10 protein-coding genes are annotated in these 11,756 nt (G+C 75.6%); all 10 read left to right on the forward strand.

The genetic code is table 11. The features are described 5' to 3' along the window. The first annotated feature begins 25 nt into the window (after nt 1–25). The 10 genes from AB0P03_RS22460 to AB0P03_RS22505 all read left to right on the forward strand — a co-directional run bounded on the left by AB0P03_RS22460 (nt 26) and on the right by AB0P03_RS22505 (nt 11,742). Nucleotides 26–1,288 (forward strand): cation:proton antiporter, encoded by a 1,263-nt coding sequence (locus AB0P03_RS22460; protein WP_363585118.1) that lies wholly within the window; start codon nt 26–28, stop codon nt 1,286–1,288. 47 nt (nt 1,289–1,335) lie between these two features. Further along, nucleotides 1,336–1,788, forward strand: a complete 453-nt coding sequence (locus tag AB0P03_RS22465) for a flavin reductase family protein (RefSeq protein ID WP_363585116.1) — start codon at nt 1,336–1,338, stop codon at nt 1,786–1,788. A 54-nt stretch (nt 1,789–1,842) separates the two neighbouring features. Next, entirely contained in the window at nt 1,843–3,546 is a 1,704-nt protein-coding gene (locus tag AB0P03_RS22470; RefSeq protein ID WP_363585114.1) for a 2-isopropylmalate synthase, read from the forward strand. A gap of 101 nt (nt 3,547–3,647) precedes the next feature. Next, complete coding sequence (locus tag AB0P03_RS22475; protein WP_363585112.1) at nt 3,648–5,069, forward strand: PLP-dependent aminotransferase family protein; 1,422 nt, start codon at nt 3,648–3,650, stop codon at nt 5,067–5,069. An 82-nt stretch (nt 5,070–5,151) separates the two neighbouring features. Further along, nucleotides 5,152–6,174: a 3-oxoacyl-[acyl-carrier-protein] synthase III C-terminal domain-containing protein gene (locus tag AB0P03_RS22480; RefSeq protein ID WP_363630429.1), complete on the forward strand. Its 1,023-nt coding sequence runs from the start codon at nt 5,152–5,154 to the stop codon at nt 6,172–6,174. Further along, the gene (locus tag AB0P03_RS22485) at nt 6,171–6,452 is read left to right on the forward strand and encodes a phosphopantetheine-binding protein (RefSeq protein ID WP_363585108.1); all 282 of its coding nucleotides are present in this window, start codon (nt 6,171–6,173) and stop codon (nt 6,450–6,452) included. The genes AB0P03_RS22480 and AB0P03_RS22485 overlap by 4 nt, the downstream gene beginning before the upstream one ends. Continuing rightward, a complete protein-coding gene (locus tag AB0P03_RS22490) occupies nt 6,436–7,599 on the forward strand; it encodes an acyl-CoA dehydrogenase family protein (RefSeq protein ID WP_363630431.1) in 1,164 nt (387 codons plus the stop codon). The genes AB0P03_RS22485 and AB0P03_RS22490 overlap by 17 nt, the downstream gene beginning before the upstream one ends. Beyond that, a complete protein-coding gene (locus AB0P03_RS22495) occupies nt 7,596–8,795 on the forward strand; it encodes an HAD-IIIC family phosphatase (protein WP_363630433.1) in 1,200 nt (399 codons plus the stop codon). Before AB0P03_RS22490 ends, AB0P03_RS22495 begins: the two co-directional genes overlap by 4 nt. A 17-nt stretch (nt 8,796–8,812) precedes the next feature. Continuing rightward, nucleotides 8,813–9,784, forward strand: coding sequence for a 3-hydroxyacyl-CoA dehydrogenase family protein (locus AB0P03_RS22500; RefSeq protein WP_363623369.1), 972 nt, complete (start codon nt 8,813–8,815; stop codon nt 9,782–9,784). Then, nucleotides 9,781–11,742: an amino acid adenylation domain-containing protein gene (locus AB0P03_RS22505; protein WP_363630435.1), complete on the forward strand. Its 1,962-nt coding sequence runs from the start codon at nt 9,781–9,783 to the stop codon at nt 11,740–11,742. Before AB0P03_RS22500 ends, AB0P03_RS22505 begins: the two co-directional genes overlap by 4 nt. Nucleotides 11,743–11,756 lie beyond the last annotated feature (14 nt).

The raw sequence follows: 11,756 nt of genomic DNA on the forward strand, positions 1-11,756 counted from the left end.
TCGGCGCCCCGAGAAAGGAGGCACCATGGACAGTCTTCCGTACGTACCGGCCGCGGTGACGCTCGCTCTGCTCGTCCCCGTGGCACTGCTCGGACGCCGGCTGGCGAAGCTGCTGCGGCAGCCGGAGATCGTCGGCGAGATCATGGCCTGCCTCCTGCTCGGTGCGCTGCTGGCGAGCCAGTGGCACTGGAAGCCGGCCACCATGGACGGCGGGGCCGTCCTGGAGAAGGCGGGCCACCTCGGCCTCGCGCTCTTCCTGGTGGGCGCCGTCCACGAGATCCGGGCCGGCGGCAGTCGGCTGGGCGGGCGCACCATCGCGATGACCGCCACCGGTTCGCTGCTGCTGCCGCTCGGCTGCGGCGTCGCGTTCGCCGCGTGGGTGCTGGCCGACGGCTCCCCGGCCCTGCGCGGCGGCGCCCCGGCCGGGGTGCTGGTCCTGATGCTGGCGATCGCGCTGGCGGTCACCGCCGTACCGGTGCTGGCCGGCATCCTGGACGACCGCGGCATGCTCAACACCGCGATCGGCCGGCTCTGCATGGCGGTCGCGGTCTCCATCGACGCCGTCACCTGGTCGCTGCTGGCGATCGCGGTCGGCCTGGCGCACGGCGGCGGGAAGATCACCCCGTACCTGGTGTTCGTCGTCGGCCTGCTGGGAGCCTGGCTGCTCCGCCGGGCCGGAGCCCTGCCCGGGCCCCGGGCCTGGGCCGAGCGGATCCCGGTGGCGGTGCCGATCGGGCTGACCGCCGCCGCGGCCGTGGCCGCCGCCCTGACCACCTCGCGGCTGGGCCTCACCGACGTGCTCGGCGCCGTCCTGGTCGCCCTGGCGCTGCCGGGCGACGACGGCGCCGGCCCCTGGACCAGGGCCGCCCACACCGTCGGCGGCTGGGGCCGGATCGTGCTGCCGCTGCTGTTCACGGTGACCGGCATGGGCCTCGCCTCGGCGCCGCTCAGCGTGTTCTCCTGGCAGGCCGTCGTCCTGTCCGTGGTGCTCGCGATCTTCGGCAAGCTGGTCGGCAGCTACTACGGCGCCCGGGCGGCCGGCCGGCCTCCGGTCGAGTCCATGCGGATCGCAGTGTTCCTCAACGCCCGCGGCCTGACGGAGCTCGCCGTCCTCCAGACGGGTTACCAGGCCGGGATCCTCACCCCGGCGCTCTTCCTCGCCCTCGTCGTGATGGCCCTGTTCACGACGGTGCTCAGCGGTCCGCTGCTGTGGGTCATCGACCGGCGCACGGCGAGCGTGGACGCGCCCCGGACCGCGGAGCCGGTCCCCTACCCAGTCGAGCGGTGAATCACGTGGAACTCGTCACCTCAACCCCCTCCGATTTCCGGACCTTCATGTCCGGCTTCCCGAGCGGCGTCGCCATCGTCACCTCGCTGGACGACGCGGGCCGGCCCTGGGGCATGACCTGCTCCGCCCTGTGCAGTGTCACCGTCGAACCGCCCACCCTGCTGGTCGGCATGCGGGCGGAGAGCCCGACCCTGAAGGCCGTGCTGCGCAGCGGCCAGTTCGCGGTGAACCTGCTGCACGCCGAGGGCCGCGGCACCGCCGAACTGTTCGCCTCCGGCGACCCGGACCGGTTCGACGCGACCACCTGGCGGCTGCCCCCCGGCGCCGGCGGACCCCACCTCGTCCACGACGCCCACGCGGTGGCCGACTGCCGGGTCAGCCAGCTGGTCCCCGTCGGCGGCCAGCGGATGGTCTTCGGCGAGGTCATCCGGATCACCGAGCTCAGCGACGCGTCGCCGCTGCTCTACGGGAGGAGACAGTTCAGCACCTGGCCCGCCTAGCAGAGCTAGCAGAGCGTCCCCACAAGACGCCCAGACCACCGTTGTGGAGGAGAGATGACCGCTCAACCCACCGACGCGGACACGCCGCAGGGCACACCCGCCCGCGACCAGGGCATCCAGCGCCACAGCGCGATGCCGGTCCGGAAGTACCAGCCGTACCAGGCGGTCGGGCTGCCCGACCGCGGCTGGCCGGGCCGCCGCGCGGAGCAGGCCCCGCTGTGGTGCAGCGTCGACCTGAGGGACGGCAACCAGGCCCTGACCGACCCCATGGACATCACCCGCAAGCGGCGGATGTTCGACCTGCTGGTCGCCATGGGGTTCAAGGAGATCGAGGTCGGCTTCCCCACCTCCTCGCAGGACGACCACGCCTTCCTCCGCCACCTCGTCGACACCGGCGCGATCCCGGACGACGTCGTCGTCCAGGTCATGACGCCGATCCGCGGCGACTTCATCGAACGCACCGTCAAGGCCCTGGAGGGCGTGCCGCGCGCCGTCCTCCAGATCTTCAACCCGACCTCGGAGGTCCAGCGCCGCCTGGTCTTCCGCAAGGACCGCCGGCAGACCACCGCCATGGCGCTCGACGGGGCCGAACAGGCCCTCAAACTCCAGGACTCGATCCCCGGCACGGAGATCTACCTCCAGTACGCGCCGGAGTCCTACACCCAGACCGAGCCGGACTACGCGCTCGAACTCTGCAACGCCGTCCTCGACTTCTGGGCCCCGCGGGCCGCGCACACGCTGCGGATCAACCTGCCCTCCACCGTCGAGGTGTTCCCGCCGCAGGAGTTCGCCGACCGGATCGAGTACACCCACCGCAACCTGCTCCACCGCGAGCGCACCATCCTCGGCGTGCACCCGCACAACGACCGCGGCAGCGGCGTCGCCGCCGCCGAACTCGCCGTCCTCGCCGGGGCGGACCGGGTCGAGGGCACCCTGTTCGGCAACGGCGAGCGCTCCGGCAACGTCTGTCTGGTCACCCTGGCCATGAACCTGTTCTCCCAGGGCGTCGACCCGATGCTGGACCTGAGCGACATCGACGGCATCCGCCGCATCGTCGAGAGCTGCAACCAGATGCCCGTCCACGCCCGCCATCCGTGGGCCGGCGACTTCGTCTACACCTCCTTCGCAGGCTCCCACCAGGACGCCATCGCCAAGGGCCTGCGCGCCCGCGAGGAGTCCGGGCAGGAGGTCTGGGACGTGCCGTACCTGCCGATCGACCCGCGCGACATCGGCCGCGACTACCAGGCGCTGATCCGGATCAACACCCAGTCCGGCAAGGGCGGCATCGCCCACCTGCTGCGCACCGAGTACGGCATCGAGCTGCCGCGCCGCCTCCAGATCGACTTCGCCGCCGAGATGCAGGCGGTCTGCGAGGAGATCGGCGGCGAGATCACCGGCGACCAGCTGTGGGAGCACTTCGTCGAGCGGTACGTGGCGCTGGGCACCGAGACCGTGCCCGGCCTGCCGGAGCCGGAGCCGCTGGTGGCGGAGCCCGGCGACACCCGCTGGAGCGGGGCCACCGCCGAGGCGGTGGCCGGCTACGGGCTCGACGCCGTCGTCCAGGGCCTCGTCGTGGAGCGGGCCGGCGCACCGCTGAACGCGGTCACCGCCGCCTTCGAGATCGTCGTGGACTCCCACTCCTACTGGGGAGTCGGCATCGCCGAGGAGGAGGGCGAGGCCGTCGGCCGGGCCGTCCGGGCCGCGTCCCTGCGGGCGCTGCTGGACACCGAGCGGTCCGGTCTGTCCGAGGCCCGCTAGGGCCACCGGGCTGACGGGCCGGGCAGGGCCGGGCCGACGGGCTGAACAGGTCCGGAGGGCTTTGACAGGGCCGCCGTGGGCGGGGGAGGGAGGAACCAAGCATGCCCTGGAACACCTTGATCGACGTGGCACGGGAGGACGTGCTCCCGCTGACCGCCCAGATCCGGGACGGCATCAAGCGGGAGATCGCCGAGGGGGCGCTGCACCCCGGCACCCGGCTGCCGTCGAGCCGTCAGCTCGCCGAGGACCTCCGGGTGTCCCGCAGCGTCGTCGTCGAGGCCTACGGGCAACTCGTCGCCGGCGGCTACCTGGAGGCGACCCGGGGGTCGGGCACCCGGGTCGCCACCCACCTGGACCGGGGCACCCGGATGCCGACCCTGCTCGGCGACGCCCGCCCCGCCCCGGTGATCCGCTGGGACCTGCGGGCCGGCGGCGCCGACGCCTCCGCCTTCCCCCAACGCGAGTGGCTGGCCGCCTACCAGCGGGCCGCGCGCCGGCTCGGCCCGCGCGACCTCGGGTACCCGCCGGTGTCCGGCGTCCCGGCGCTGCGCGCCGAACTCGCCCGCTACCTCGGGCGGGCGCGCGGCGTGCACACCACCCCCGAGCACGTCATGGTGGTGTCCGGGTTCGCCCAGACGCTCGGCCTGGTCTGCGCCACGCTGCCCCGCACCGGCCTCGGCGCGCTCGCCGTCGAGGACCCGTGCCACCCGCAGCAGCGCCAGTTCATCGTCGAGTCGGGCCTGGACTGCCCGTCCGTCCCGGTCGACGAGCAGGGCATCGACGTGGCCGCGCTGGCCCGCACCGGCGCCCGCGCGGTGCTGGTCACCCCCGCCCACCAGTTCCCCACCGGCGCCGTGCTCAGCGCCGAGCGGCGGGCCGCCCTGGTCCGCTGGGCGGAGGACGTGGACGGCTGGATCATCGAGGACGACTACGACGGCGACCTCTGGCTGGACCACGGCCGCCGGCCCACCGCGCTGCAACGGCTGTCCCCCTCCCGGGTGCTCTACGCGGGCACCGCGAGCAAGTCGCTGGCCTCCGGGATGCGGCTGGGCTGGCTGGTCGCCCCGCCCCGGCTGCGCCGCCGCCTGGAGGAGGTCCGCTCCCAACGGGACCTCGGCTGCGACGTGTTCACCCAGCACGCGTTCGCCGAACTGCTGGACGGCGGCGAACTCGACCGCCACCTGCGGCGCCAGCGCGAACGGCTGCGGGCCCGCCGCGAGGTCTTCCACGAGGCCGTGCGGCGCCGGCTGCCGGGGGCCCGGATCGTGGGCGCCTTCGCCGGGCTGCACGCCTACGTCCAGCTCCCGCACCGGGTGGACGAGGCCGCGCTGGTCGCCCGGGCGCTGCGCCGCTCGGTGCTGGTGCGCGGCGGCCGCTCGTACCACCACCGGTCCTGGCAGTCCGGGCCGGCCCTGGTGGTGGGGTACGCCGGGGTGCCCCGCAGCGGCGTCGCCGAGGCGGTGCGGGAACTGGGCGAGGCCTACGCCGAGTCGGCGGCGGACGGCTGCCTGCGCAGTGCCTGAGCCGCGCCCCGGCTCGGCCCGGAACGCGACCGTACGACACCGAGAGACGCCCGGACGGACAGTGGAGAGTCGAGGACACGGCATGGTGACGACGAGGACGGGCGGCGCCGCCGCGCCGCTCGCGGTGCGCGAGGCGGCCTGGCATCTGCCGGAGCAGCGGGTGCCGGTCGGCGAACTGCCCGAACTGGCGGGCCTGGACGGCGAGCGCCGAACCACGCTGGCCGGCCTGGGGATCGACACCGTGGCCGTCGACCGCGAACTCGGCCCGACCGGGCTGGCCGAGCGGGCGGCCCGCAGCGCGCTCGCCGGCGCCGGGCTCGCCGCCCAGGACCTGGACGCCCTGATCGTCGTCGACTCCCGGGCCCCCGAGACCCTGCTCAGCTCCGAGGCGACCAGGCTCCAGGCCCGGCTCGGCGCCGACCAGGCCGTCACCTTCGGCGTCGGCGGCCTCGGCTGCGTCTCGCTCGGCCCGGCCCTGCTCGCCGCCCGCGGACTGCTCGCCGCCGACCCGGACGTCCGGCACGTCCTGGTCGCGCACGCCTCCACCCCGGCCACTCCCGGCCGCTACCGGCACCCCGTCACCGTCAACGGGGACGCCGGGCAGGCCCTGCTGCTCGCCCGCACCGGCCCGGTGCGGGTGCTCGACCTGGTCCAGGAGACCAACGGCGCGTACTGGGACCTCTTCCGGGTGGACTACCGGGACCGCCCCTGGGAGCGCTGGCAGGAGGAGTGCCGGGACCTGCCCGGCTACTCCTTCCGGCTCGCGGTGGAGACCAGGAACCGGCTCACCGCGCTCCTGGAGCGGCTGCTCAAGCGGCACGGCCTCGACCGCGCCGACGTCGCCGGCTACGCCAGCCAGAACCTCTCGGCGGGCGGACTGCGCTTCCTGGCGGAGTCGCTGGGTGTCGAACTCCTGCCGGAGTGCCGGGAGAACCTGGCCCGGTACGGCCACCTGGGGCCGAACGACGTCTTCCTCAACCTCTGGACGGCGCTGGCGAACGGGCGGCTGGCCGAGGGCGACCGGGTCGTCCTGGTCAACGTCAGCCCGGTGGCGGCCTGGAACCTGCTGCTGGTGGAAATCGGACCCTGGGAGAGCACCGCGTGACCGACACGGCAATCGAGATACGGGAGTTCCTGACCGTCGCACTGCGCCGGCCGGTGGCGCCGGACGAGGACTACTTCGCACTGGGGCTCGCGGACTCGCTGTTCGCGCTGGAGCTGGTGGTCTTCGTCGAGGAGCGGTTCGACATCCGGATCGAGGTGGACGACCTCGACCTGGACTCCTTCCGCACCGCCGAGCGGATCGCCGCGCTGGTCGAGCGCAAGCGGGCCGGCCTGGGCGCGGGCGGGGAGACGGGGGCCGGCTGTGCCGCCCACGGCTAGCGAGACCCGTCCGTCCGCCCCGTCCGACCTGGGGGCTCCGGTGGTCGACGCCGCCGCCGAGCTGGCCGCCGCCGTCCGCGACGATGCCGCCCGCTGGGACGAGCAGGGCGCGCTGCCCGACGAGGCCGTCCGCGCGGTGGCCGCCGCCGGGCTGCTCGGCCTCGACCTGCCCGCCCGCCACGGCGGCGCCGGCGCCACCCCGGCCCAGCTGGGCGAGGCCGTCGCGCACCTGGGCGGCGTCTGTGGCGCCCTGCGCGCGCTGCTCACCGTCCAGGGCATGACGGCCGCGGCGCTGCTGCGCTGGGGCGGCGAGGAGCAGCGCGCGCGGTGGCTGCCCGCACTGGCCTCCGGCGAACGCCTCGCCGGCTTCGCCGCCACCGAACGGGAGGCCGGCAGCGCGCTCGCCGAGGTCGGGACGCGGATCGAGGACGACGGCGAACGGCTGGTCGTCACCGGCGCCAAGCGCTGGGTGACCTTCGGGCAGAGCGCCGACGTGTTCCTGGTGCTGGGGCGCACCGACGCCGGCCCGACGGCCGTCCTGGTAGAGGCCGACCGGCCCGGGATCGTCCGCGAGCCCGTCAGCGGCCAACTCGGCCTGCGCGCCGCGCGGATCGCCCACCTCACCTTCGACCGGGTGCGGGTGCCCCGGGAGAACCTGGTGGCGCCGCCCGGGCTGGGCCTGACCCACACCGCCGCCGTGGCGCTGGACCACGGCCGGTTCACGGTGGCCTGGGGCTGCGTCGGCATGGCGGAGGCCTGCCTGGCCGACGCCGCCGAGCACGCCGCGCGCCGGGTCCAGGGCGGCGTGCCGCTGGCCGGGCACCAGCTGGTGCGCTCGCTGCTCGCCCGCTCCGCCGTCGACACGGCGGCCGCCCGGGCGCTGGCCGAGCGGGCCGCCGAGGCCCGGGTCGGCTCGCCGCTGGGCGCCGCCACCGAGACCGTGGTCGCCAAGTACGCGGCGGCCGGGGCGGCGAAGGCGGTCGCCGACCGGGCCGTCCAGATCCTCGGGTCGGCGGGCTGCGAGCCCGGCGTCCGGGCCGGCCGGTTCTACCGGGACGCCAAGGTGATGGAGATCATCGAGGGCAGCCCGCAGGTCGCCGAACTGCACATCGCCGACCGCCTGTTGCGCCAGGGGGTGCGCCGATGACCGGGCCGCAGCAGAGCGGGGCGGAGCAGAGCAAGGCGGAGCAGGGCGGGGCGGAGCAGAGTAGGGCGGAGCCGACCGTCAAGGTCCTGGTCTGGGATCTCGACGACACGCTCTGGGACGGCACCGTGCTGGAGGGCGACGATCCGGTGCCGTTCCCCGCCGCGACTGCCGCCCTGCGGGCGCTGGACGAGCGCGGCGTCCTGCACGCCGTCGCCAGCCGGAGCGACCGGGCCGTCGCCACCGCGCACCTGGAACGGCTCGGACTGCACGAGCTGTTCACCGTGCTGGAGATCGGCTGGGGGCCCAAGTCGGGCGCGGTGCGCCGGATCGCCGAGACCATCGGCATCGGGCTGGACACCGTGGCCTTCGTCGACAACGACCCGGTCGAGCGCGCCGAAGTGGCCGCCGCCCACCCCGTGGTGCGCTGCTACCCGGCCGAGCAGGTCGCCGCACTGGCCGAACTGCCGGAGTTCCGGCCCGAGTTCGTCACCTCCGACGCCCGTGAACGCCGGTTGCGTTACCGCGGCGAGGCGCTCCGCACCCAGGCCCGGGAGGATCACCAGGGCACCCCCGAGGAGTTCCTCGCCTCACTGGGACTGGAGCTGACGGTCCGTCGGGCCGGGTCGGACGACCTCGCCCGCGCCCACGAACTCACCGTCCGCACCCACCAGCTCAACACCACCGGCCGGACCTGCGGCCTGCCGGAGCTGCGCGCGCTGTGCGACTCGCCCGACCACCGGGTGCTGGTGGCCGAACTGACCGACCGGTTCGGCGACTACGGCACCATCGGCCTCGCGCTGAGCGAGCGGACCGGGCACCGGGAGGGCGACGGCCCGGCCGGGCCGGCCGAGGTGCTGCGGCTGCTCCTGCTGTCCTGCCGGGTGATGTCCCGGGGCATCGGGCCGGCGCTGATCGGGCACGTCGTGCGCGCAGCCCTCGCCGAAGGGCGCCGCCCGCTGGCCGAGTTCGTGCCCACCGACGTCAACCGGGTGATGCTGGTGAACCTCCGGTTCGCCGGGTTCACCGTGGTGGGCCAGGAGGGGGAGGGTCGGCTGCTGCTCGGCTACCCGCCCGCCGCTCCGCCGCCCCCACCGCCGGGCCACCTGCGGCTGATCACCCCCGAGGCCCCCGCGGCGCCCAACGCCCCTGTCGCCCTCGAGGCCCCCGACGCCCCCGACGCCCGGAGCCGGCCGTGACCGGGCCGGAATCCGTCGTGACCAGGAAGGACACCGTGCACCCGCAAGACACCCAGAACCGCGAGGCAGGCGAGGCCCGGGCGGCCCGCACCGACCGGATCCCGGTCGGGATCGTCGGCGCCGGCACGATGGGCACCGCCGTCGCCCAGGTCTTCGCCGCGGCCGGGCACCCCGTGGTGGTGGTCGACCGGCAGCGGGCCGCCCTCGACGCCGGCCCCGGCCGGCTGCGGGACGGCCTGCGCGCCGCGCGGCTGCTCGGCCGCCGCCCGGCCCCCGGGGAGGCTCGTGCCGAGACCCCCGGCGAGGCCCGCCCCTCGGCGGCGGAGACCGTCGAACTGGTCGACTGGACGGACGAGTTCGGACGGCTCGCGGTGGCCGGCTTCGTGGTGGAGTGCGCCTCCGAGCGGCTGGCCGTCAAGGAGCGGGTCCTCCGGGAGCTCGACCGGGTCTGCGCCCCCGCCACGGTGTTCGCCTCCTGCACCTCGGCGATCCCGGTCGAGCGGCTCGCCTCCTACACCGACCGGGCCGACCGGGTGCTCGCCACGCACTTCATGAACCCCGCGTACCTCAAGGAGACGGTCGAGGTGGTGCGCGGCCCGGCCACCACCGCCCGGACGCTGGAGACCACCCTCGCCCTGCTCGCGGGGGTCGGCCGCCGCGCCCACGTCGTCCGCGACTCGCCGGGTTTCGTCTCCAACCGGGTGCTGATGCCGATGGTCAACGACGCGGCCGCCCGGGTGCAGGAGGGCGTGGCCGACGCGGAGACCGTCGACCTGATCTTCCAGGAGTGCTTCGGCCACGCCATGGGCCCGCTGCGCACGGCGGACCTGATCGGGCTCGACACCATCGTCGACACCCTCGACGTCCTGCTGGAGACCACCGGCGACGAGCGGTTCCGGCCCTGCGACCTGCTGCTCGACCTGGTGCGGCGAGGACACTTCGGCCGCAAGACCGGGCTGGGCTTCTACGCCTACGGGACCCGCCCGTGACCGCCGGCCGTCCTGCCCCCGACGTGCTCGACCTGATGCGCGAGCGGTTCCGTACGCTGCCCGACCGGACCGCCGTGACGGTCGGCGAGCAGAGCCTGACGTATCGTCAACTCGATCTCGAAGCAGGCGTGTTGGCCGATCGGCTGGCCGCCGTCGGGGTCGCCCCCGGTCGGCTCGTCCTGATCCACCGCCGCCAGGGCGTGCGCACCGTCGTCGGCATGCTGGCCGCGCTGCGGCTGGGCGCCGCCTGGTGCGTCCTGGAACCCGAGCGCCCCGCCGCGATGGTGCGCGCCCTGCTGCGCGACAGCGGCTGCGCGGTCCTGGTGTACGACGACGGCGACCCGGCCACCCCGCCCGCCGCCGTACGGGAGTTGACGGCCGGCTGCGGACAGCCCGTCACGGTGGTGGCCGAGAGCGGACCGGCCCCGGCCCCGGCCGTGTCTCCGGACGCAGGCCGGTCGGACGCCGTGGTGCCCCCGACCGCACCGGCCTACGCCGTCACCACCTCCGGGACCACCGGGGAGCCCAAGGCCGTCCTGGTCTCCCGCGGCGCGCTCGCCCACCTGGTCGCCTCCCGCGCCGAGGGCCCCGCCGCGACCACCTTCACCGCCTCCCGGCTCTCCTGGGACGCGCCGCTGCTGATGCTGTTCCACACGCTCTGCGGCGGCGGCACGGCGGTGCTGCCCGACGAACGGGCCCTGCCCGACCCGGAGGCCGCCGCCGCGCTGATCCGCCGCCACCGGGTCGAGGTGGCGGTCAGCCCGCCCTCGTTCCACGTGCTGGTGCTGCCCCACCTGGCCGGCGCCGACGCCCACCTGCGGCAGTGGATCGTCGGCGGGGAGGCGCTGTCGGCCGCGCAGGCCGAGCGGCACCGGGCCGTCCTGCCCGGCACCCGGCTGGTCAACGAGTACGGCGCCACCGAGACCACTGTCACCGTGCTCGCCCAGCCGGTCGCGTCCGCGCCGCTCGACCCCGTCCCGATCGGGCGGTCCACCCCGGGCAACCGGATCCACCTGCTGGACGAACGGCTCGCCCCGGTCGGGCCCGGGCGGACCGGTGAGCTGTACGTGGCCGGGCCGCAGGTCGCCGAGGGCTACGTCGGGCGCCCGGCCGAGACCGCGCTGCGCTTCCTCCCCGACCCCTTCGCCACCACCCCCGGCGCCCGGATGTACCGCACCGGGGACCTCGCCTCCGCCGACCCCACCGGGGCGCTGGTGTTCCGCGGCCGGGCCGACGGGCAGCTCAAGGTGCGCGGCGTCCGGGTCGAACGCGAGGCCGTCGAAGCGGCGCTGGAACGCCACCCCGCCGTCCGGCAGGCTGCCGTCCTCGCCGTGACCGGCCCCGACGGCACCACCGCGCTGGCCGCGTGCTGGCTCCCCGCCGACCCCGCCGCCCCCGCGCCGGACACCGCCGAACTGCTGGCGCACTGCACCGCCCTGCTCGGCGGCCAGGCCCGGCCGGAGCGCTTCGTCCGGGTGGCCGGCTTCCCGCTCGCGCCGTCCGGCAAGACCGACCTCCAGGCGCTGCACGCCCTGCTCGCCGAGGACCCCGGCGAGACCGGCGACCCCGGCGACCCCGGCGAGACCGGCGGGCCGGACGGCCTCGGCGGACGCGACGAGCCCGTCGAGGCGGACGGCGCCCCGCGGCTCGTGACGCGCTACTGGACCGAGGTCCTCGGGCACGGCGACTTCGGACCGGACGACGACTTCTTCGCCGTCGGCGGCAACTCGCACCGGATCGTCGAACTCCACCTGCGCCTCGAAGGCCGCTGGCCCGGCGCCGTCCGCGTCGGCCGGCTCTTCGACCTGCGCACCGTCGCCGAGCAGGCCGCGGCCGTCGCCCCGGAGCCCGCCACCCCGGAGCCCGCCACCCCGGAGCCCGCCACCCCGGAGCCCGTCGCCCCGGCGGCCGGAGCGCCCACGGGCGGCGCCCGGCCCGACGCTGCGTACGAAGTCTGACGAACGGGAGAGAG

The sequence above is a fragment of the Kitasatospora sp. NPDC088779 genome (assembly GCF_040685395.1).
Taxonomy (GTDB): Bacteria; Actinomycetota; Actinomycetes; order Streptomycetales; family Streptomycetaceae; genus Kitasatospora.

What these genes read in the sequence shown, in the direction of transcription:
- AB0P03_RS22460 (WP_363585118.1), top strand. Translation starts at nt 26, where the DNA reads ATGGACAGTCTTCCGTACGTACCGGCCGCGGTGACGCTCGCTCTGCTC.
- AB0P03_RS22465 (WP_363585116.1), top strand. Translation starts at nt 1,336, where the DNA reads ATGTCCGGCTTCCCGAGCGGCGTCGCCATCGTCACCTCGCTGGACGAC.
- AB0P03_RS22470 (WP_363585114.1), top strand. Translation starts at nt 1,843, where the DNA reads ATGACCGCTCAACCCACCGACGCGGACACGCCGCAGGGCACACCCGCC.
- AB0P03_RS22475 (WP_363585112.1), top strand. Translation starts at nt 3,648, where the DNA reads ATGCCCTGGAACACCTTGATCGACGTGGCACGGGAGGACGTGCTCCCG.
- AB0P03_RS22480 (WP_363630429.1), top strand. Translation starts at nt 5,152, where the DNA reads ATGGTGACGACGAGGACGGGCGGCGCCGCCGCGCCGCTCGCGGTGCGC.
- AB0P03_RS22495 (WP_363630433.1), top strand. Translation starts at nt 7,596, where the DNA reads ATGACCGGGCCGCAGCAGAGCGGGGCGGAGCAGAGCAAGGCGGAGCAG.